Here is a 19,331-nt window from a genome sequence, read left to right as displayed (position 1 = left end):
CACGCTGTCCAGGCCTGGGTCAGCGCCGCGGCTGCGGGGCTCTTGGGGCTGGTCACGGTCCACGTCTGCCTGCCGGAAGGTCGTGCGCCCGGGAGGCATCCGCCAAGGAGGCATCCCTCTGGGAGTCATCCGCCTGGGAGTCATCCGTCTGGGAGCTGACGGACACGATGAGGGCGCGCAGCGAGATGCGGACGAGGTCGATGTCCGCGATCGACAGGACGATGTCACCCGCCACGACCACTCCCCCGCTGAGCAGCCGGTCGAGGAGGTCGACCAGCGCGACCTGGCGGCCGGGCAGCGGCTCGCGCGGCTCCGCAGGCGTCATGGCCCCTGCCCCTCGAGTCCGGCCTGGTCCGCCGCCTCATCGGCTGTCATGGCGAAGGAGTACGGGGCCCAGGGGCCCGTCACCTCGACGCGGATGTCGGGGAACTCCCGGGCGGCGTGTTCGATGTCGGCCCGGAACCGGGCGGCGTCCTCGTCGGGCACGAGGTAGGCGTCGTTGACGACGTTTTCCCGGCGGTCTTCCCGGGGACCAGTGAGGGCTCCGCTCTGGGGTGCGTGACGGACCCGGTGCGGGGTGTAGGTGGCGGCGATCGCCTCGACGGACGCGGCCGCCTGCCGCGCCTCCCGGTAGACCGTCTCGCGGGCGTGGTGCTGTGCTTTACGACGCTGTAGGTATGCCTTGCCCGGTGTGGTGGGGCCGGGCCCGTCGGCGCTGCCGACGGGGGCTGCGGCGGGCGGCGGGGCCCCGGGCCTGAGGTAGACCTTGACGCCGTATTCGGTATGGGCCTCGAGCTCGGCCAGGCGTCGCGCGAAGACGGGCTGTTGGTCGGTCAGTGCCAGACGGGCCCGGCTGTCGTCCCGGTAGACGGTGGCCATGCGCAGGGGCAGGACGGTTTCCCGGGTGGCGATGGCCTGCACCACCTCGTGGTGGGCGCGGGCGACGCTTTCGAGCCACTCCAGGTCCTCGAAATGGTCCTTGAGAGCCGCCTCGTTGAAGTCCTCGTACGGCACGGGGCTGACGACCAGGGCGAGAGGGGCGGGAACGGCCCCGGCGGCAGGGGCGTGCCTGGCGGCAGTCGTGCACCCGGCGGCTGGGCTGGGCTCGCTTTCCGGGTCCGCGGCCAGCAGGAGGACGGGAGTCCGGCCGACGCCCCGGAGGTCGGCGAGGAGCCCCCGCAGCGCCTCCGTCTGCCGGGTGACGGCATACACGTACGTGAGGGTGTCCTGTCCGGTGTTCACTGCGGGCGCCTCCGTGTCGCCCCACGAGGTGCTCCGCCGGAAGCTCCGCCGGAAGCTCCGCCGGTCTCCTCGGTGTTCTCCACAGTCTCCAGAGGTTCGTGGCCGCCCGTCCGTCCCTGGCGCAGGGCCTCCAGTTCGGCGCGCAGGCGGCGGTTCTCCTGCTCCAGGGGGCTGCCGGTGTGGCGGGACGACAGGGACGGGTCGTGCTCCCACCAGTCGATGCCCATCTCCTTGGCCTTGTCCACGGAGGCGACCAGGATGCGGAGTTTGATGGTCAACAGCTCGATGTCGAGAAGGTTGATGCGGATGTCCCCGGCGATCACGATGCCCTTGTCCAGCACCCGCTCAAGGATGTCGGCGAGGCTGGACGAGGAGCTCTGCCCGTACGGCGTCGGCGCGCGGGAGGCGAAGGATCCGGGTCGGCCGGGCAGGGGTTCGCTCACGGGTGGCTCCCGGTGTCCTCAGGGCAGTTGCTGCCGGAACTCGGAGATCTCTTCCAGCCGGTCGAGCAGCTCGTCCTCCTGGCGGTCGAAGGTCTCCTGGTCGATCTCACCGCGCAGCAACTGCTGCTCCAGCTCGCCGAGCCGGCGCCAGACCGGTGCCGGGTCGTAGTACTCCTCCTCGGCCTTGTCGACCACACGCTGGGCGACCCAGGTGACGGCACGTACCGGAGCGACGGGCAGGGTGAAGAGGCTGGTCAGCAGTCCCATCCGGTATCCCTCCTCTCCCTGGTGGCGCTGTGATGCTGCGATGCGGTCGGGCCGGTGCCGGTGCCGGCCGGTGGCCGGTGCCGGATCACACGAAGCTGTAGGGCGGCAGTGGGCCGGAGAACCGCAGGTCGACACCGTCGCCGATCCCGCGGGCCAGCTCGGCCTCAGCCGCGCGGAGACCTTCCTGCTGCCCGTCCGGTACGAGCAGCGAGAGATTGAGAAGATCGTTAGACGCGGGCGGTCGGGCGATGTGTTCCCTGGCGTAGGGGACGAGCGCTTCGGTGATGCCTGCGGCCAGGGTCTCCTGCCGGGCCTCCACCTCGCGGGCGACCAGTTCCCCCAGGGCCAGGGGCAGGCGCGGGTCCTGGTCGCCGCCGCGGATCCGCTCGTTGAGGTCCCGTGCCTCGGGCACATCGGCGAGGATCTGCTGCAACAGGGGCGTCTCATCGGTCTGCGACGCGCGCACGTGGTACTCGGCGCAGCCGTCGAGGCGCTCAAGGGTGCTGAGGTAGCTCTCGGCGTTGCTCTCCAGGGCCTGGCGGACCGCGAGGTCGTCGGTGGCGGTGTACCCGAACTGCAGCGGCAGGACCGAGCCGTCGGCCATCAGGCGCTCCTGGACCTCCTGGTGCGCGGTGAGGTCCCGGCGTTTGGGCCGGATCTCTTCGGTGATGTCGCTGACCACGGCGCACAGGGGGCCGGCGGCGACGCTCCGCAGCGCTGTGGGTTCGGATCCGACACCGCTGACGCCGTCCAGGCGGCGGGGGTGGTCCTGGGCGGTGATCGAGTACACGTAGAGGGGCATCGCTTACTCCTTCTCCCGCTCCCGCCGTACGGGCCGCCGGGAAGACGGCCGGCGACGCCTGGGTGCCTCCTCGACCTCTTCCTCTGCTGCCTCTTCCTCCGGCTCCGCGGACTTGGACGACTTGCCGGACAGGGCATCGGTCACGGCCTCCGCGGCCCCGCCGAGGGCTCCCTTGGTCTTTCCCCGCGCGCCGCCCTCGAGCATGTTGCCCATGACCTCCGGCAGCTGGGCGGGGGCCTTGCGGCCCGATTCGAGGTCGAGGCGGTTGCAGGCCTCGGCGAAACGGAGGTAGGTGTCGACGCTGGCGACGACGATCCGGGCGTCGATCTTGATGAGTTCGATGCCCACCAGCGAGACGCGGACGAAGACGTCGATGACCAGCCCACGGTCGAGGATGAGTTCCAGGACGTCGTAGAGGCTGCCCGTGCCGCCGCCCCCTTGCCCTCGCGCGACCGGGCTGCCGCCCTGCGGCACCATGGTCATGGTGCCTCCTTCCGCCGGCGACGGTTCAGGTCTGCCGGTCGATCATGCCGCGACTGTAGCGGCGGGTGCGTTCGTAGGAGATCAGCTCGCCCTCCTCGTCCAGCGCGACCCGGTAGCTGGCCATCACGCTGGTGGTGTCCGGGATCCGTTCCAGCTCCACCACCTCCACCTGCGCTTCCCAGCCGCCCTCGGCCGGCTTGAGCGAGGAGACCGATTCGGGGAAACGGCCCAGGAGTTCGGCGAGCTGGTCGGCCGCGGCGCGCATCGCCGCCGCCGCGCCGGGCCTGCCGGAACGGTGGCGGGGTGCGGCGCGCCGGGGCGCTGTGCTCTCCGGAGCTCCGTCCTCACCGGCGGCGCGCGACGAGGCGCGTCGGGGGCGTGCTGGTTCCGCTGCGGTCATGGATCCCTCCTTTGGGAAGACCGCCTCACAGAACCTAGAATGTCACCATATTCATGGATAAGTCTCGCCGTAGGGGCAGAAGTTTTTCGAGGACCGCCCAGGCTGGACCTCCCACTCCTCGATGGGCGGCACGACGTCACATCCGCCGCCCTCGGGCGAGCATTCAGTCCGTCAGTGCCCTGGTAGGGGATGATCATGGAGGACACCAGCAAGATCGCGCTCGCAGCCGCGCTGGCCGGGGGTTATGTACTCGGCCGAACGAAGAAGGGCCGCCTGGCGTTCACCGCGGCGACCTATCTCGCCGGACGCCGCTTCGGGCTCGGACCGGGGCAGCTGCTCAAGGAAGGCGCGTCCCGGCTCAAGGAGATGCCGCAGTTCGCCGACCTCGGTGAGCAGCTGCGCGGCGAAGCCCTCGACGCCGGCCGTCAGGCGCTGGCCACGGCCGCCAACCGCAAGCTCACCGACCTCGCCGGCTCCCTCCACGAACGCACCCTGGAACTGTCCCGCAGCGGCGCCGGTCGCGGCCGGGAACAGGAGGACGAGGGTCAGGAAGAAGAGTCCGACGAGGACGAGGAGCCGTACGAGGACGAGGACGAAGCCGTAAACGCGGGGCGTTACGACGAGGAGGACGAGGAGGACGAGGAGGAGGAAGACGAGGAGGGCGGCGAGCCCGAGGACGAAGCGGAAGAGGAGGAGGAAGAGGAGCCTGAGGAGGAAGAGCCCGAGGAGGAAGAGGAAGAACCGCCTCCCCCGCCGCCGCGCCGGACCCGCACCCCGGCCCGCGCCCGCGGCACCAGGACCTCCGCCCCCGCCAAGAAGACCGCAGCGCGTCCCGCCCCCGCGAAGAGGGCGGCGGCCCCCGCGAAGAAGACCGCAGCCGCCAAGCGCGCACCGGCCAAGAAGGCCGCCCCCGCCGAGAAGACCCCGGCGAAGGGCTCCCCGCCGGCCAAGAAGGCCACGGCAAAGAAGACCACGGCCAAGCAGACCCCGGCGAAGAGGACCGCGCAGAAGAAGACGGCGGAGAAGGCCCCGGCAAAGAAGCCGACGACGAGGAAAGCCGCCAGCAGCAGGACGGCGTCAAAGAGCGCGTCCGCACCCGCCAAGAAGAGCACCGCATCCCGGACGGCCCCGTCGAAGCCAGCCGCGAAGAAGAGCAGTGCCGCGCCGCGCAAGAAGACGGCCACGCAGAGCCCGGGACGTAGCTCGGGAAGTAGCCCGGGACGCAAGAGCGCCGCATCCAAGGCCTCTGCCAAGAAGACCACCGGCCGCACCCCGGCCCGGAAGACGGCCGCGAAGAAGACCGCGGCCCGCAAGACGGCCACGCGGAGGTAGGCCATGGCAACCTCAAACCGCTCCTCGTCCCAGCCCTCGGGACTGGACCAGCTGCTGAAGGAAGCGTCCGGGTACCTCGGCGCCCAGGCCGACCAGCTCGCCGACAAGGCCACGGACAAACTCTCGGACCTCACCGACCAGCTCTACGACGTCGCCGACAACGGCGGCTCCCTCTCCGACGTCGCCGGCATCGGCGGCCGCCTCCTCGAGGGCGACTCCCCGTTGAAGGCCTTCGCCGGACAGAAGCTCGGCAACCTCAAGGACAAGGTGACCGACACCGTCTCGGGCCTCGGCGGCGGCAAGGGCCGCGGCCGCAAGAGCGGCGGCAAAGTGGTCAACATCGTCGAGGCGCTCGACATCGGCCTTCCCCTGCGTACGGTCTACGACTTCTGGACCCAGTACGAGGACTTCAGCGGATTCGCCAAGGGAGTCCGCGATGTCTCCCGTGGCGAGGAAACGGAAAGCGACTGGAAGGTCAAGGTGGGTCCCTCCACGCGGAGCTGGAAAGCCACCGTGCAGGAGCAGATACCCGACGACCGCATCGTGTGGACCTCAGAGGGCGCCAAGGGCACCACGCGGGGCTGCGTCAGCTTCCACGAGCTGGCCCCGACACTGACCCGCATCATCATCGTCGTCGAGTACTACCCCAGCGGGCTCTTCGAGAAGACCGGCAACCTGTGGCGGGCACAGGGCCGCCGCCTGCGCCTCGACCTCAAGAACTTCCTGCGCCACACCACCCTCACCACCGACGAACCGGAAGGCTGGCGCGGCGAGATCCGCGACGGCGAGGTCGTCCGGACCCACGAAGAAGCCCTTGAGGACGAAGAGAACGAGAACCCGGACGAGGAGGAGGAAGAGGAAGAGGAAGACGAGGAAGAGGGTGAGTACGCCGACCAGGACGACGGCGCCGAGACGGACGAGGAGGAGGACGAGTACGCGGACGAGGAGGAGGACGACGGGGAGTACGCGGACGAGGATGAGGAGGCGGAGTACGCCGGAGAGGACGAGGAGGAGGGCGAACCGGACGAGGAGGAGGACGAGGACGAGGAGGACGAGGACGAGGACGAGGAGGACGAGCCCTCCCCGCCCCGGCGGCGCCGACGCTCACGGTCCGCGTGATACCAGCGGGTAACGCGTGCCGACCTGCCGGAGTGTCCGCCACAGTGCATTCCTACGTGAGGAGTGCATTCCTCCGTGCAGGTGCCCGCGTGCGAAACGCGAGAAGGCCGACGGAACGTCTCCGTCGGCCTTCTCGACACCCTTCCGGACCCACGAGCGTCAATGCTTGTCACTGCTTGAGCGTCAACGCTCGGTCAGTGCTTGAGTGCGTCCTTGGCCTTCTGACCGGCCTGTTTGACGTCACCCAGCGCCTGCTCTCCCCGCCCCTTGGCTTCCAGACTCTCGTTTCCCACAGCCCTGCCCGTGGTCTCCTTCACCTTGCCCTTGGTCGTCTTGCCAACGTTCTTGACCTTCTTGCCTGCACCCATGCCGCTCACCTCCACGCCACGGCAACGTGGGCTCGCTTCTGTCGTACCCCGCGTGAACATCACTACGCATAACGGGCCAAATATGCGAAATCGCACGGGGTGAGGGGTGCTCCGGGCAAGGCATCCTGGCCAGCTCGGCCGCCTCGGCCTCGGCCTCAGCCGCCTCGGGCTCAGCCGCCCCCACCCGTGAAGTCCAGTACCAGGTGGTCCTGGACCGGCCGGTACCCCAGCCGCCGGTAGAGCGCGTTGCTCGTCGGGTTGGCCAGGTCCGTGAACAGCACCACCTGCGCCGCTCCCCACCCCAGGGCAAGGCGGGTCGCGGCCACTGTGGCGACGGCCGCGAAGCCACGGCCGCGCAGGGCGGGCGGGGTGTAGACCGGTCCGATACGGGACTGGCCGGCCAGCACCCCCGAGGCGGCGGCCAGTGACACCGGGCCCTCCTCCGTCTCCCACAGAACCACCTGTCCGGCGGCCGTACGCCGGGCGGCGGCAGCCGCGGCGCCCAGCGCGGTCGGCAGCGCCACCTCGTCGAGGAACGCGGTCATCCATTCCGTGACCACCGGGAGATCCGCCTCGGTCGCGATACGGGCGCGGCCCGCGACCGGCGCCGGCTCGGCGAGCGCCGCCAGCTCGAACAGGCGCTCCTCCCGGTCCACCCGGTACGGCCCCCATGCCTCGCCGAAGGCGCGAGCGGTGACTGTGGTGCCGTTCACCCCGACCAGCGTCTCTCCGCGCAGCACGTCGGCGAGTTCGCGGGCTGCCTCGTCCGGCATCGTGCCGAGCACGGGCGGCATCCCCGGGGTCTGGACGTACGCGCCGCCCACCGCCCGCCCCGGCCCGGTCCACCACCCGAACCGGGCTCCTGGCCAGTGCCCTTCGCGCGCCCCCGCGCCGAGGGTGAGCAACACGGTGTTGCGGGCCGGGTCGGCAGCGAGGAAGGGGTCCGCGGCCACCAGGAAGGTTTCGACGTCGTCCGTGAGATGCCAGGTCATACCCGATCGTCTTACGGCACCGGGTTCCGGCGCACCCCTTTTTCCGCGCCCGCACGGTGACGGGGGGATGGACGGTCAGACCGCGCGGTCGAGAGGGCGGCTGCCGCCGCCCCCACCGGGTGCTTGACTGAGTGCCGCAGTCGACGCAACTGGCCGCCTGCGGCACTCAGTCCGCAAGCGGGCTACTCCGGACGGACCTGCGCAGCCTGCATGCCCTTCTGTCCGCGCTCAGGGACGAAGGAGACCCTCTGGCCCTCTTTGAGGGACTTGAAACCGTCGCTCTCAATGGCCTTGAAGTGCACGAAGAGGTCGTCCCCGCCCCCTTCCGGGGTAATGAAACCGAACCCCTTCTCGTCGTTGAACCACTTCACCGTGCCGAGTTGCCTGTCGGACATGATCTACCCCAAGAGGTCGCGTGGCGGCCAAGCACCGCCCAACGGATCCTGGCACGCGGACGCGAGCTTCGGCTCGAAATGTCAACTATGAGCCACCACGAGACGCATCATCGCCCGACCTCCTGCCTGCGGTCCCCGCCTGCCGACGAGCGGCATGAACGTGGACGCCGCCCGGGCGGTGTCGTACAGTCCGCTGGCGCGCCGACCCGGAGGCGGGGCGCGATCAAAAGGGGGATCGGAAACATGGCTGGTGCGCCGCTGAGAGCCGGCGAGTCCGAGGAGGAGGACTGGGCCAAGGGGTTCGAAACGTACGCCGGACTCGACGGCGACGCTGTGCCGTCCCGCACGGCAGCGGCACGAGGGCCCGGGTTCCGCCCAGTACGGGGGCCGGCCATGGCCGTCACACTGCTGCTCGCGCTGGCCGCCGTCGCTGCCGTCTACGGACTCGTCGCCGACATCGCCGCCTTCCGGCACTCGGGTCGGTCGCTGGTCCACGGCGGTTACGACGCGCAGGCATTCGGCCTGCTGGACGCGGACCGGGACCGACACAGCACGGCCGGCAGCCTGCAACTGTGGGCCATGACCGTGACGGCCGGCGTCTTCATCGCCTGGTTCCACCGGGTCCGGACCAACGCCGACGCCCTGGATCCGCACACGTGCTCCACGGGACCCGGCTGGGCCATCGGGGTCTGGTTCGTACCGTTGGTGAACCTCGTGATGCCATGGTTCATCGCACGCGAGATGATCTACGCGAGCGACAGGTCGGCGCGCGGGGACGACGCACGCCACGAGGACTCAACACGCAAGCCGTCGCTCACGCTCCTCAACGCGTGGTGGGCCGCCTGGGTCGCGTCGAAGGTGCTGCTCGTGGTCGGCTCCCGCCTGCCCGCAGCAGGCGATGAGACGGCTTCGGTACACCGGACTTCGGGCGTCTGGATCGGCGTCGACGCCCTGAACCTCGTGGCCGCGCTCCTCGCGGTTCTCCTTGTTCAGCGACTGACACGTCTACAGCAGCGCGGCTACGAGCGGATGAAGGCACCCCCGGCGCCCCCGGCAGCCTCAAGCGGCTGATCCGGTCGGTCGTCAGTTCTTCTTCAGCTCCTGGGCGAGCATCACGAGGATGCCGCTGGGGCCGCGGACGTACGTGAGCTTGTAGACGTCCTCGTAGGTCGCCACACCGCGAAGCGGAAAGCATCCGTGCTTCGCGGCTGTCTCAAGGGCCTTGTCGATGTCGTCGACGGAGAAGGCGACGCGGTGCATGCCGATGTCGTTGGGACGAGTGGGCTGGGACTCGATCGCGTCGGGGTGGATGTACTCGAAGAGTTCGAGGCGCCCCTGACCGTCCGGCGTCTGGAGCATCGCGATTTTGGCGTGGTTGCCGTCGAGCCCGACGGCGGTGTCGGTCCACTCGCCGCTGACCGTGTCACGGCCGACGACCGTGAGGCCGAGATCCGTGAAGAAGGAGATCGTTTCTTCGAGGTCGCGAACAGCGATGCCGACGTTCTCAAGTCTGATGCCCATGCGCCGCATGTTACCGAGCACGAGCCCGCTGATCGGACGCTTGGGGCGAGGACGCCGGCAAGGCCGACCGACCGCGCCCGCGCCCTGTTCCAGTAGATCGGAGCGGCGGTTACGAGTCGCACAGAAAGCCGCAGCGCTAGCAGAAGGCCGCCACCGCCCTGGACATCGGGAATAGCATGACGCCGCCGATGCGGATGCAGGCCACGCGGGACTCGCGTGGCCTGCATCCGCCGACTGGGCGGAGAGCATTTACCCCTATAGGCAATTCAGCGCCGGGGGTATATCCGCTCGCGCGTCAAAGAATTTCGATGTCCTTTATCCGCGGCGGACGGTTCGGGAAGGTAATGTCCGTCCACCGGTTGATGCGGACCGAGTCGCCGTTGACGTCGTAGTAGATCAGGTCGTTGTTGCCCGTCGAGATGCGGTCGACCCACCAACTCCCGAAGGACATCCGGCCCTTGTTGGCGTAGCAGTCCACGCTGCTGCGGTCCAGGTGGGACCAGATCTTCAGGAAGTTCTCCCCGCCGCGGCACTCGACGTGGTTGATGGCGAACGCGTTGCCCGTGGGCATCGCGACCGTCATCGCCGTGGTGGCTGCCAACGCCACGATCACGGAACGGGCGACCCTCTTCGTCTTTGAGATCACAAGTTCTCCTTCATTCGATTGTCGAACGGGGAGGCCACGTCACGACCGCATCAGTGGAGGTCTGCCGAAAAATTTTTCGCATACCCCCGTGCAGCCCTTCCGTAGTCTCGTCTCTCGGACTTGCCTGACGAATATCACGCAAGGCAGCTGCATACGGCAATCACCTACGATCCTCTGGGCCTGAATTACCCCCATGAATGTCCAGATCGAGATATGCCTGATGCTGCTTCCCTTACTCCATTTACCGGCCACGCGCCTCAGCGACAAAGGGCTGAACGGGCAGTCCCGCGGGCATCATTGCCACCCGATGGGGCAACCGTCCCAGGAAGGTCAGTACTGCCAGTGGGGACGGCCGCTCACGATCCGGCAGTAGATCCTCCTGCCGTTGGCCGCATCGGTGGACCTCCCGAGGTCGGCTTTGCGGCAGAACTGACCGGCGTTGTAGCAGTTGCCGGCGTTGGAGACGATCTCGCAACTGCCGGAGTGGGCAGAGGTGGTGGCCGTCGTGCTCGGGTGGCTGCCCGGGGCCGGTGTCCTCGGGGCGCGCGGCTTGGGCGTGGAGGGGGCGGGGGTGTGCGGCTTCGCGCTCGCGCGGCTCGGCGTGGGTGCGGGAGCGGAGGAGCTAGTGGGGGGCGCGGGCGGAGAGGAAGGGGACGAGGACGGGGAGGGGGACGCGTCGGCGGAGGTGGCCGCGGTGGTCACCGCGGGCGGTGGCGAGGTCGCGACGGGGTTGCCGTCCTGGCAGCTCGCGAGGGTGAGGGCGGCCGCCAGGGCCGCGCCCATGACAGCGGCTCTGCGGCCCCTCCGGCGGGAGGGTCTGGGTATGCGCATGGCTGAGCACTCCTCGTACGGGATCCGAAGGTGCGCGCGGCGTCCTTGCCGCTCGCGCCGCTGCGCAGCAGGCTACGCTCCCGACGCCCGCCCCACGGGGCGAACCGGTGACCGGCTGGGGTCTAGGGTCGCTGAGGCTCGGTCAGACCCGGAGTCGTCGGAGGCTCCGAGAATCCCCTGGTGTGGCCCATGCGGACCGCTCGGGACGACGGATGGGCGATGGCTCTGGTCGACGGGCCTTCCTCGATTCCGGGGCCGTGACGCAGCTGGTGTGCGCGTTCCATCAACCGCCGGGCGTACGCGTGGTTGCCCCGGGCCCATTCGACCTTGGCGAGGAGGCGGTACGCGTAGCTGAGCGCGGCGGGATCGTCGATCGCCGCGAACCGGTCGAGGGCCAGGCGCGCAGGGGGATGCGCCTTCTCGGGGTCCCCGGTCTTGCGCAGCGCCTCGGCCACCGTCGCGAACGCGTGTGCCGCCCCTTCCCGATCGCCCCGCTCGTCCAGGAGCAGGGCCGCTCGTCGGGCCGGTTCCACCGCTTCCGGATGCTGCCCGGCGTAGATGCGCAGGGCCGCCTCGCCGACGAGGCACTCGGCCAGCAATCCCTGCTCCCCGCTCTCCTCCGCGTGGGGGCGTGCCTCGGTCTGGAACCGCAGGGCCTCGTCGACGAGGTCGGCGGCCAGGGCACGTTCGGCGAGGTCCATGAGGTGCCGGCCGTGCGCGGCCGCGTCCTGCGGGGCCTGCGCAGCCGCGCGTACGAGGGCGGCTCCCACGTCCTGGCGGGTGGCCGAGGGATCGGACGGGCGCAACGGTGGCCGGAACGGGCGTAGTCGGGTGCCCGAAAGGGCCAGTGCGGCCTGGGCCCGGGTCGTTCCCGTGCTGTCGCTCCTGCTCGTGGCGTACCGATAGGCGGCCTCGGCCTCTTCCCTGGCCTCGGCGGGTCTCTCCTCCGCGTGCAGGGCGTCGGCCACGTCGCAGCTCAGCTCGGCCGCAAGGCTCCACCCGTCCTCGCGCGCCGCCCGTGCCGCCGCGCGCAACTCCCCGAGCGCGGCGGCCCGCCACGAGCGCGAGCTGTCGTCCCGCGCGGGCCCCAGCCGACTGCGCAGATGCGGGTACAGGGAGGCCCGCCTCCGGACCACCGTCGCGGGCGCGGGGCGCGCATAGCCGCGGTACAGATCGTGGAAGGCGTAACGGTCGCCCGCGCGTTGGAGGAGGCCGACGTCGACCAGCTCTTCCAGCATCAGTCCGCAGATGCCGGGGGGCAGATGGCAGAGTGCGGCGGCGGAGTGGCGGTCGAAGTCCGGACCGGGGTGGCTCGCGCAGTCCTGGAGCACCTGCTTCTGCTGGGCGCCGAGGGCCTCGTACGACACGGTGAAGGCCGTACGGACGCGATCGTCGTCGTCGTGCAGGTGCTGCAGCGGCCGGTCCGACTCCCGCATCGCGTCGAGGAGCAGGTCGGGCGGGGTGCGGCGGAGCCGGGCGGCGATGGGACGAAGGGCGAGCGGGAAACAGCTCAGCAGTTCGGCGATTTCGGCGAGTTCGTCTGCGTGGCCGGTGAGTCCGCTGATGTCCTGGAGCAACGCCACCGCGTCGGCCACCCGCAGCGGGGCCAGGGCGTAGTGGCGCACCTGATGGGGCGCGAGGGCGGCGGTGAGTGAGGCACGGCTGGTGACCAGGACCAGCGTGTCGTGCGGTGTCGCGTCGGTCCGGGAGAGGTCGGCCAGGGTCGTGATGTCGTCCAGCAGGACGACGGGCACCGGCACATCCGCGGTCCCGGGCTTCTCGTGATCGTCGGTGAGCCGGCGGTGGAGTTCCGCCGCGAGCGCCGACTTGCCGACCCCGGGAGGCCCGTGGACGACCAGGACGCCCGGCCCCTGGCCCGCCAGCGCCGTGAGCTCCCGCAGCTCGCGCTCCCGCCCGAACAGCCGGGTGGCGGGCAGTGGTTGCGGTGTGTCGGGCTCGCGATCGGCCTCGTGCGGGGTCGGCGCGGTGAACGCGAGGTTGTGGAAGATGGCGATCCGCTCGCCTGAGTTGTGGGCGCCGATCTGCGGGTGCTGGGGGTGCTCGCGCGTACTGAGGGTCTGATGCAGTCGGGCGTGGAGGGTGCCGAAGTCGAGTACCGGCCCGGCGTCGGGCACGCCCGTGCGCAGCAGTGTGAGCATCGCTCCGGTGAAGGCGGACAGCTCCTCGTCGACCAGGGAGTAGGCGACCTCGGTGGCCGCGCTCGACGTGAGGACGCAGACGCCGTCGATGTCGGCGGCCTGCCGCAGCAGGGTTTCGGGGGCGCTCATGCCGCCTTCCACCGCGGCTCCGCTGAAGCAGCAGTCGAGGACCATGGCGCACTTGAGGCCGTGGCGCCGGTGTGCCGACCGTACTTCGTCGCGGATGTGCGCGTACGGCAGGGACCGCCACATCTGCTGTTCGTTGGAGTCGTGCAGGGCGAGGTGGAGTTCGGTGGGGCGGTCCGGGTGCAGCAGGCCGTGCCCGGCGTAGTAGACGAGCAGCGTGTCGGTGGCTTCGCCCACCGCGGCGTGGATGGCGCGCATGACGTCACCGCCGTCGGCCTCGCCGTCGAGAACGCGGCAGCTCGACGGGGCCAGGCCCCACACGGAGTCGTCGCACAGGGCGTCCCGCAGAGCGGTGATGTTCCGTCGCACGGCGGGAAGTTGGGCCAGGCGGCCGGCCGCCGTGTACCGGGACACGCCGACGAGGACCGCCCGGGAGGCCGCCGGGTCGGACAGCAGAGCGGTCATGTGTCGGACGGCTCCCGATCCTCGCGGGCCTGCAGGATGCGCAGGACCTCCTCGGCCGTCCCCTCGATGATCGTCCCGTCGCTCTCGGTGATCCGCACGGTCGGCCTCCGCACGCCTCGGGGACGTCGCCAGGCGGCCGTTGTGACCAACAGCCCGAGCACGCCGACCGTGCTGTTGGCCACGGCGATGATGGTGTCCAGGGACCCCATGGTCGTCGCCGGTGACGTGGCGGTGTGAGCGGACTCGATGGTGATGCCCGCACGCGCCACGGACGGGTCGCGGCGCAGCCACCCGGTCAGGGCCGTGGCACTCGCGGCGCTCCCCGCGCTGATCCGTACCTCGGCCATCCGGCTCCCCCGTGGATCATGTGCCCAGTATCGGACCACCAAGGTCAGGATCCCAGCTCCGTCCGGCGAATGGGAGGACTTCCCCGGGTTTCCCCCGGCAGGAGGACAGGCGTTGCCGTTGCGGCGGTACCTGCGTGGCCAGCTTCTCGTCGATATCGGTGTTCTACGGGCGCGATTCCTCGACCGTCGCAGAGGAGAGCGGGTCGGCGTCGAGGTGGGAGGCGGGACCGGTTGAGAGCCCTTCCGTACGCGTGGACGATCAGCCCGGGAAGCGGCCCGTGGAACGCAACTGCCAGCGCCGTTCGGCATAGGCGAGGTCGTCGCGCCACAACCGTCCGGCGGCGGCGCGGATCAAGGGGCGCAGGACCGGGGCGGCCCGGCGTACCAGGGCGAAACCCGCGCGGTCGGATGCGGCGACGACCGCCTCGACGACCGCGGTGCGCGGGCGGCCCCGCTCATCGGGTCCCAGTGGGGTGGCGTGCGTCTCCACGACGCTGCCGGCGCCCTCGCCTTGGGTGATGTGCATGACCACCGTGCGTGGTTCGGGCGCGGTGAACACCGCTCGTACCGGTACGACCAGCCGTCCGGCGACCTTGAACGAGACGTCCACGGTGAAAGCGTCGCCTTCCTCGTCCGGCCTGCCCCGGGGTGTGTCCAGCACGGTGAGATCGACGAACGAGTACGGGTGGAACCACGCGCCGTGCCAGGGGTCCAGGCGGTTGGCCAGGACGTCCTCGGGTTCGCACGTCCCCACGCCCGTGTAGACGGCCGACACGGCCCCGGCCGGTGCGGGGCGGTCGGGCAGGACGGGTGCGTCGAGCGGCGGTTCGCCTCCCACCTCGTCCAGGCGGACCCACACCAGCACCCCGTCGTCGTGTACGGGCCAGGGGCTCCAGCCCGTGTACGGGGTGCCGTCCAGGGCGAGTCCGTGCCAGTGGCACATCAGGCGTCCGCAGGTGACGGGGCTGTCCTTCAGCGGCGCCCCGAGGTGCGGGCAGATGCCGGGCCCTCCCACCGCACGGCCTTCGGCGTCGCGCCAGACGACGACCTCGTGCCCTGCCACGGTCTGCGCCAGTGGCCGGCCGCCGTCCAGATGGTGCGAGGCGCCCACGACGTACCAATTTCCCGACGGACGCGCCTGGGCGCGCTTGACGGCCGCCGCGATCACGCCCGGTTTCGCGTCGCGCCAGGTGGGGCGCTGCTGTCCCCAGGAAAGCGCTCGCCTGCGCAGGGACAGGGGCAGCCGGGCGCGCCGGGACGCGGGGTCGGGCTTCATGCAACCTCCTCGTGAACGGGGCGGCGCGAGCTTTCCAACGGAGGTGACTGCGGTACGTACGCGGCCCGGCGTCGCCCGCGCACACGCAGCCGTGCCGCCGCCACGCGCACGAGCCCGTCGGCGGCGACCGTGGCACGGCGTCCGCGGGACACGGCCGCGCGGCGGTGCACCACGGCGTACCCGTCCGCGGCCACGGCGTCCAGGATGCCCCCGTACAGCACGCACGCGGTACGGATGCACGGCCGCGAGACGTCGGCGAGCATGGGGATGCCGGGTACGGCCTGGCGGTAGACGCCTCGGGTCAGCGCTTCGAACTCGCGCAGCGCGGCCGTGATGCGCCGGTCGGGGCGGCCCGTCGCACGGCTCCACCGCAGCAGCGGCCGGTCGGCGCCGTGCGCCATGAGCAGGTCGGCGGGCAGGTACACCCGACCGCGGTCGAGGTCCTCGCCCACGTCGCGCAGGAAGTTGGTGAGCTGGAAGGCGACTCCGAGCGCCGCCGCGTGCGGCGCGGCCGCCTCCCGGGGCGCGACCGTGCCCAGGACGGGCAGCATCTGGAGTCCGATCACGGCCGCGGATCCGTGCATGTAGGCGCGCAGATCGGCGTACGTGGCGTAGCCGGTGACCGACAGGTCCGCGTGCATCGCCGCCATGAAGTCGGCGAACAGGCGGTGGTCGATGGCGTACCGGCGTGCCGTGTCGGCGAGGGCCAGCACCACCGGTTCGCTGCTGCCGCTCCCCCGCAGGCCCTCGGCCAGCGTGCGGTGCAGGGCACAGAGGGCGGCGTCGCGGTGTTCGAGGCCGACAGCGGGGTCGAGGGTGTCGACGATGTCGTCGGCCCAGCGGGCGAATCCGTACAGGGCGTGCACGGCCGCCCGGTGCTCCACGGGCAGGAGCCGGGTGGCGAGGAAGTAGGTCCTGCCGTGGCGGGCGTTGAGCCGGCGGCACTGCCGGTAGGCGTGGCGCAGTGCGGGGTCGGTGATGCCGGCGGCGTCGAGTTCGCGATCGGTCATGCGGGGCTCTCCTGGGGACGGACACGGCGGCCGTGCCGGCGTGCGCGGGCGGCCCCGGTGACGCGCGCCGCCGCGAGCTTGCCCGAGAGCAGCACGGTGGGCACGCCGACGCCCGGTGTGGTGCCGCAGCCCGCGAGGACGGCGTTGTCGGTGCCGTGGACCAGGTTGCGGGGCCGGAAGGGGCCGGTCTGGGTGAAGGTGTGTGCCGCGGAGAAGGGGGTGCCCGCGGCGTGCCCGAGCGCGTGCCAGGAGGCCGGGGTGACCAGGCACTCCTCCTCGATGGCGGAGGCGATGCCGTCGAGGCCGCGCCGCTCCAGCTCCCGCAGGAGGCTGTCGCGGTAGCGCGGCGCGAGGCCGCTCCAGGCGGTGGCATCGGGTCCGATGTCGGTGTTGGGGCACGGCGCGAGGATGTAGTGCAGGTGTTTGCCGGGCGGCGCCAGGGCGGGGTCGGTGGCGGTGGGCCGGGTGATCAGCAGGGAGGGGTCGCTCATCAGGTGCCCGGTGCGGGTGAGTTCGTCGAAGGTGCTGTGCCAGGCCGCGCCGAAGGAGAGGGTGTGGTGGGCCAGGCCCGGCCAGGTCCGGTCGGTGCCCAGGTGCAGCACCACCGCGGATGGCGAGTGCCGCAGCCGCAGCGGCCGCCGGGGAGCGCGACCGAGGAGCCGGTAGGCGACGGGCAGATCGGTGGTGAGGACGACGGCGTCGCAAGGGATGCGCGCGTGGTCGGTGACGACGGCGGTGACGGTGCTGCCGGAGCGTTCCAGGCGTACCGCCTCCTGTCCCAGGCGCAGTTCGGCGCCCGCGTCCACCGCGGCCGCCGCCATGGCCCGGGGCAGCGCGTGCATGCCGCCGCGGGGGAAGTACACCCCGGCGACGGTGTCCATGTAGGCGATGACCGCGTACGCGGCGAGCGCGCGGGCCGGAGGGACTCCGGCGTACAGGGACTGGAAGGTGAACACGCGGCGCAGTCGCTCGTCCTTCAGGAAGCGCCCGACGCGGGCGTCCAGTCGCCCGAACCCGCCGAGGACGGCCAGCCGCGCCAGGTCGGTGGTGAGCAGGTTGAGCGGCGAGTCGAAGTTCGCGTCGATGAAGCGGCGCATCTGCGCGCGGTACACGCGCTGGAGCCAGTCGCGCAGGTCGCGGTAGCCCGCTGCCTCCCGGGCCCCGGCGAAGCGCTCGACCTCCGCGCTCATCGCCTCCGCGTCGGTGTGCACGTCGAGGTTGCTGCCGTCGGCGAAGGCCGCGCGGTAGGCGGGGTGGAGCGCGATGAGCTCGACGCGTCGGTGGAGGCTGTCCCCCACCGCCGCGAAGGCCTCGTCGGCGAGGTCGGGCATGGTCAGGACGGTGGGACCGGTGTCGAGCCGGTAGCCGCCGAGGTGGAGGCTTCCGGCGCGGCCGCCGGGCCGGGTCTCGCGTTCGACGATCGTCACCCGCCGTCCGGCGCCCAGCAGGTGCAGGGCGGCGGACAGCCCGGCGAGCCCGGCTCCCACGACCACCACGTGATCGGTGCGCCCCGGCACCGAGCGCGTCACGGACGCGCCCTCTCGCCGTGGCTCTCCAGGGCCGCTTCACGGTGCTCTGCGAACCCCGGACCATGGGCGCGCTGCCCGTCCCCGCCGGCTGCCCGCGTACCTCCACCGCCTGCCGCACCGGCCACGGTGTGCAGCAGCTCGCCCAGTCGCCGTCCGGCGACCCGGTCCAGGCCGGCGCTGCCGAGGTGGCGAAGCCCCTGGGCGACGAGCTCCTCGATCCGGGCCTCGGCGCTGTCTCTGACCCCCGTCGCCGTCAGAATCCCGCGGACCTGGTCAAGGTGGTCCCGCGTCAGGTCCGGGCGGCCCAGGGCGCCTTCGAGTACGGCCAGGGCGTGCCGGTCGCCGGTGGCTTCGAGCCGTTCCCTGGCCAGGGCGATCAGATAGGTCGGCTTGCCCTCGCGGATGTCGCCGCCCGCGGGCTTGCCGGTGATCCGGGGGTCACCGAAGACGTCATTGAGGTCGTCGCGCAGTTGGAAGGCCATCCCGACGCGCTGACCGGCGCGGCCCACCTCGCGCCGCGTGGCCTCGTCCGCACGGGCCAGGGCGGCACCGAGCGCGAGTGGCCGTTCGACGGAGTAGCGGGCGCTCTTGAGGCACGCGGTCCGCCGCGCGCGGAGCATCGAGTGCGAAGCCGTGGCCTGACCGTGGACGTCCAAGTACTGCCCGGCGACCATCTCCGTCCGTATGTCGCTCCACAGGCGGCGCACCGCCGGGGCGGTCCCGGGTGCCGGGGGCGTCTCGGCGAGCAGGTCGTCCGCCCAGGACAGCGCCAGGTCCCCGGCGAGGATCGCGGAGGCGCCGGTGAAGGAGGCGAGCCGTGCGGGCGGGACGGCGTGGGCGTACTGCTCGCGCACCTCGGTGTGGAGGGTCGGCCGCCCGCGGCGCAGGGCGGATCCGTCGATGACGTCGTCGTGGATGAGCGCACAGGTCTGCAGCAGTTCCAGGGCGGCGCCGATCCGCAACGCGGCCGCGACCGGCAGCCCGGCCGCGCCGCCGCACGCCCGCAGCGACCACCACAGCAGCTGGGAACGGCTCCGGGCGCCGCCCCGGCTGAACCGCGCGACCCGTTCGGCGATGTCGGCGGCGAAGAGCGGATCCAGTGCCCGTGCCCGCGCCACCCGGTCGGCCAGCACCTGCTCCAGTACGCGGCCCACGGCGGCCCGCACGTCCTGGTCCACCCGGTGTGCCGCGGCGGCCGCCGCGCACGGCGACTGCGCGGCGACGCGACGCGCGTGGCCCGCTGACGCGCGGGTGCGGCCATATGGCCGCACCCAGGCGGTGGAAGCCGACACCGCTGCCGTGCGCGGCACGGACGGGGCGTCGTCCGTGGTGTGATCGGTCGCCGGTGAGCGGCGCATCCCGGTTCCTCTCGTCATGGTGCGTGCATCGCTTCGTCCCCCCTCACTACGGGCCGGACGACCGGCACGGATGCACCAGCGGCTACCTGCGCCACGGACACTGGCGCATGTTTTCCCGCCCCTGGCCGGTTCGCGCGCCGATGGAGCGCAGTCACCCGGGCGAGTGGCCTGCATCCGATCGCGCCCCTGGACAGGAATGCTGGGGACGGGACGTCACCGA

The 19,331-nt window shown here is 71.4% G+C and carries 22 protein-coding genes; 3 read left to right on the top strand and 19 right to left on the bottom strand.

Going from position 1 to position 19,331, the window contains the following annotated elements; translation table 11 throughout:
* Positions 1-52: 52 nt before the first annotated feature.
* The 7 genes from AC069K_RS02800 to AC069K_RS02770 all read right to left on the bottom strand — a co-directional run bounded on the left by AC069K_RS02800 (position 53) and on the right by AC069K_RS02770 (position 3,637).
* Positions 53-325 carry a gas vesicle protein gene (locus tag AC069K_RS02800; protein WP_478611479.1) on the bottom strand — a complete coding sequence of 91 codons (273 nt, stop codon included), beginning with the start codon at positions 323-325 and terminating at the stop codon, positions 53-55.
* A complete protein-coding gene (locus AC069K_RS02795) occupies positions 322-1,242 on the bottom strand; it encodes a GvpL/GvpF family gas vesicle protein (protein WP_478611477.1) in 921 nt (306 codons plus the stop codon). Before AC069K_RS02795 ends, AC069K_RS02800 begins: the two co-directional genes overlap by 4 nt.
* On the bottom strand, positions 1,239-1,685 hold the full coding sequence (locus AC069K_RS02790) for a gas vesicle protein (RefSeq protein ID WP_478611475.1): 447 nt from the start codon (positions 1,683-1,685) through the stop codon (positions 1,239-1,241). Before AC069K_RS02790 ends, AC069K_RS02795 begins: the two co-directional genes overlap by 4 nt.
* 18 nt (positions 1,686-1,703) lie before the next feature.
* Positions 1,704-1,952 (bottom strand): gas vesicle protein GvpG, encoded by a 249-nt coding sequence (locus AC069K_RS02785; protein WP_358832608.1) that lies wholly within the window; start codon positions 1,950-1,952, stop codon positions 1,704-1,706.
* 85 nt (positions 1,953-2,037) lie between these two features.
* Complete coding sequence (locus AC069K_RS02780; RefSeq protein WP_478611473.1) at positions 2,038-2,754, bottom strand: GvpL/GvpF family gas vesicle protein; 717 nt, start codon at positions 2,752-2,754, stop codon at positions 2,038-2,040.
* Positions 2,755-2,757: 3 nt separating this feature from the next.
* A complete protein-coding gene (gvpJ, locus tag AC069K_RS02775; protein WP_365109915.1) occupies positions 2,758-3,237 on the bottom strand; it encodes a gas vesicle protein GvpJ in 480 nt (159 codons plus the stop codon).
* A gap of 25 nt (positions 3,238-3,262) precedes the next feature.
* Positions 3,263-3,637: a gas vesicle protein GvpO gene (locus AC069K_RS02770; RefSeq protein ID WP_478611470.1), complete on the bottom strand. Its 375-nt coding sequence runs from the start codon at positions 3,635-3,637 to the stop codon at positions 3,263-3,265.
* A 195-nt stretch (positions 3,638-3,832) separates the two neighbouring features.
* Between AC069K_RS02770 and AC069K_RS02765 the strand changes: the two genes are divergently transcribed.
* Both AC069K_RS02765 and AC069K_RS02760 read left to right on the top strand, forming a co-directional pair.
* Positions 3,833-4,969 carry a histone protein gene (locus AC069K_RS02765; protein ID WP_478611468.1) on the top strand — a complete coding sequence of 379 codons (1,137 nt, stop codon included), beginning with the start codon at positions 3,833-3,835 and terminating at the stop codon, positions 4,967-4,969.
* 3 nt (positions 4,970-4,972) lie between these two features.
* Positions 4,973-6,088, top strand: a complete 1,116-nt coding sequence (locus tag AC069K_RS02760; protein WP_478611466.1) for an SRPBCC family protein — start codon at positions 4,973-4,975, stop codon at positions 6,086-6,088.
* Between the two features lie 194 nt (positions 6,089-6,282).
* On the opposite strand, the gene AC069K_RS02755 is transcribed toward AC069K_RS02760, so the two are convergent.
* The 3 genes from AC069K_RS02755 to AC069K_RS02745 form a co-directional block, all read right to left on the bottom strand.
* Complete coding sequence (locus AC069K_RS02755) at positions 6,283-6,456, bottom strand: CsbD family protein (protein ID WP_358832614.1); 174 nt, start codon at positions 6,454-6,456, stop codon at positions 6,283-6,285.
* 170 nt (positions 6,457-6,626) lie between these two features.
* Complete coding sequence (locus AC069K_RS02750) at positions 6,627-7,448, bottom strand: GNAT family N-acetyltransferase (RefSeq protein WP_478611464.1); 822 nt, start codon at positions 7,446-7,448, stop codon at positions 6,627-6,629.
* A 182-nt stretch (positions 7,449-7,630) separates the two neighbouring features.
* Positions 7,631-7,843: a cold-shock protein gene (locus AC069K_RS02745; RefSeq protein WP_365109902.1), complete on the bottom strand. Its 213-nt coding sequence runs from the start codon at positions 7,841-7,843 to the stop codon at positions 7,631-7,633.
* 393 nt (positions 7,844-8,236) lie between these two features.
* Here AC069K_RS02745 and AC069K_RS02740 point away from each other — a divergent pair, with 393 nt between their 5' ends.
* A complete protein-coding gene (locus AC069K_RS02740; RefSeq protein ID WP_478611461.1) occupies positions 8,237-8,914 on the top strand; it encodes a DUF4328 domain-containing protein in 678 nt (225 codons plus the stop codon).
* Between the two features lie 12 nt (positions 8,915-8,926).
* Here AC069K_RS02740 and AC069K_RS02735 read toward each other — a convergent pair whose 3' ends face one another.
* The 9 genes from AC069K_RS02735 to AC069K_RS02695 all read right to left on the bottom strand — a co-directional run bounded on the left by AC069K_RS02735 (position 8,927) and on the right by AC069K_RS02695 (position 19,129).
* Positions 8,927-9,364, bottom strand: coding sequence for a VOC family protein (locus AC069K_RS02735; protein WP_365109896.1), 438 nt, complete (start codon positions 9,362-9,364; stop codon positions 8,927-8,929).
* A 295-nt stretch (positions 9,365-9,659) separates the two neighbouring features.
* Positions 9,660-10,010: a beta/gamma crystallin domain-containing protein gene (locus AC069K_RS02730; protein WP_358832619.1), complete on the bottom strand. Its 351-nt coding sequence runs from the start codon at positions 10,008-10,010 to the stop codon at positions 9,660-9,662.
* Positions 10,011-10,340: 330 nt separating this feature from the next.
* Positions 10,341-10,841 (bottom strand): hypothetical protein, encoded by a 501-nt coding sequence (locus AC069K_RS02725; RefSeq protein WP_478611459.1) that lies wholly within the window; start codon positions 10,839-10,841, stop codon positions 10,341-10,343.
* Between the two features lie 122 nt (positions 10,842-10,963).
* The gene (locus tag AC069K_RS02720) at positions 10,964-13,591 is read right to left on the bottom strand and encodes a caspase, EACC1-associated type (protein WP_478611457.1); all 2,628 of its coding nucleotides are present in this window, start codon (positions 13,589-13,591) and stop codon (positions 10,964-10,966) included.
* Complete coding sequence (locus AC069K_RS02715) at positions 13,588-13,938, bottom strand: effector-associated constant component EACC1 (RefSeq protein WP_365109891.1); 351 nt, start codon at positions 13,936-13,938, stop codon at positions 13,588-13,590. The genes AC069K_RS02720 and AC069K_RS02715 overlap by 4 nt, the downstream gene beginning before the upstream one ends.
* Before the next feature lie 259 nt (positions 13,939-14,197).
* The gene (locus tag AC069K_RS02710; RefSeq protein WP_478611454.1) at positions 14,198-15,214 is read right to left on the bottom strand and encodes a DUF5914 domain-containing protein; all 1,017 of its coding nucleotides are present in this window, start codon (positions 15,212-15,214) and stop codon (positions 14,198-14,200) included.
* Positions 15,211-16,224 carry a phytoene/squalene synthase family protein gene (locus AC069K_RS02705; RefSeq protein WP_478611452.1) on the bottom strand — a complete coding sequence of 338 codons (1,014 nt, stop codon included), beginning with the start codon at positions 16,222-16,224 and terminating at the stop codon, positions 15,211-15,213. The genes AC069K_RS02710 and AC069K_RS02705 overlap by 4 nt, the downstream gene beginning before the upstream one ends.
* Entirely contained in the window at positions 16,221-17,753 is a 1,533-nt protein-coding gene (gene crtI / locus AC069K_RS02700; protein WP_478611450.1) for a phytoene desaturase family protein, read from the bottom strand. The genes AC069K_RS02705 and crtI overlap by 4 nt, the downstream gene beginning before the upstream one ends.
* Complete coding sequence (locus tag AC069K_RS02695; protein WP_478611448.1) at positions 17,750-19,129, bottom strand: polyprenyl synthetase family protein; 1,380 nt, start codon at positions 19,127-19,129, stop codon at positions 17,750-17,752. The genes crtI and AC069K_RS02695 overlap by 4 nt, the downstream gene beginning before the upstream one ends.
* Positions 19,130-19,331 lie beyond the last annotated feature (202 nt).

This window comes from Streptomyces sp. NPDC043908 (assembly GCF_056435525.1).
This window is presented reverse-complemented; position numbering and strand designations above follow the sequence as displayed.

Bases quoted from the DNA above. Each gene is read 5' to 3' on its own strand.
- AC069K_RS02800 (WP_478611479.1), bottom strand. From the start codon at position 325: ATGACGCCTGCGGAGCCGCGCGAGCCGCTGCCCGGCCGCCAGGTCGCG.
- AC069K_RS02785 (WP_358832608.1), bottom strand. From the start codon at position 1,952: ATGGGACTGCTGACCAGCCTCTTCACCCTGCCCGTCGCTCCGGTACGT.
- AC069K_RS02780 (WP_478611473.1), bottom strand. From the start codon at position 2,754: ATGCCCCTCTACGTGTACTCGATCACCGCCCAGGACCACCCCCGCCGC.
- gvpJ (WP_365109915.1), bottom strand. From the start codon at position 3,237: ATGACCATGGTGCCGCAGGGCGGCAGCCCGGTCGCGCGAGGGCAAGGG.
- AC069K_RS02770 (WP_478611470.1), bottom strand. From the start codon at position 3,637: ATGACCGCAGCGGAACCAGCACGCCCCCGACGCGCCTCGTCGCGCGCC.
- AC069K_RS02765 (WP_478611468.1), top strand. From the start codon at position 3,833: ATGGAGGACACCAGCAAGATCGCGCTCGCAGCCGCGCTGGCCGGGGGT.
- AC069K_RS02760 (WP_478611466.1), top strand. From the start codon at position 4,973: ATGGCAACCTCAAACCGCTCCTCGTCCCAGCCCTCGGGACTGGACCAG.
- AC069K_RS02755 (WP_358832614.1), bottom strand. From the start codon at position 6,456: ATGGGTGCAGGCAAGAAGGTCAAGAACGTTGGCAAGACGACCAAGGGC.
- AC069K_RS02750 (WP_478611464.1), bottom strand. From the start codon at position 7,448: ATGACCTGGCATCTCACGGACGACGTCGAAACCTTCCTGGTGGCCGCG.
- AC069K_RS02745 (WP_365109902.1), bottom strand. From the start codon at position 7,843: ATGTCCGACAGGCAACTCGGCACGGTGAAGTGGTTCAACGACGAGAAG.
- AC069K_RS02740 (WP_478611461.1), top strand. From the start codon at position 8,237: ATGGCCGTCACACTGCTGCTCGCGCTGGCCGCCGTCGCTGCCGTCTAC.
- AC069K_RS02735 (WP_365109896.1), bottom strand. From the start codon at position 9,364: ATGGGCATCAGACTTGAGAACGTCGGCATCGCTGTTCGCGACCTCGAA.
- AC069K_RS02725 (WP_478611459.1), bottom strand. From the start codon at position 10,841: ATGCGCATACCCAGACCCTCCCGCCGGAGGGGCCGCAGAGCCGCTGTC.
- AC069K_RS02720 (WP_478611457.1), bottom strand. From the start codon at position 13,591: ATGACCGCTCTGCTGTCCGACCCGGCGGCCTCCCGGGCGGTCCTCGTC.
- AC069K_RS02715 (WP_365109891.1), bottom strand. From the start codon at position 13,938: ATGGCCGAGGTACGGATCAGCGCGGGGAGCGCCGCGAGTGCCACGGCC.
- AC069K_RS02710 (WP_478611454.1), bottom strand. From the start codon at position 15,214: ATGAAGCCCGACCCCGCGTCCCGGCGCGCCCGGCTGCCCCTGTCCCTG.
- AC069K_RS02705 (WP_478611452.1), bottom strand. From the start codon at position 16,224: ATGACCGATCGCGAACTCGACGCCGCCGGCATCACCGACCCCGCACTG.
- AC069K_RS02695 (WP_478611448.1), bottom strand. From the start codon at position 19,129: ATGACGAGAGGAACCGGGATGCGCCGCTCACCGGCGACCGATCACACC.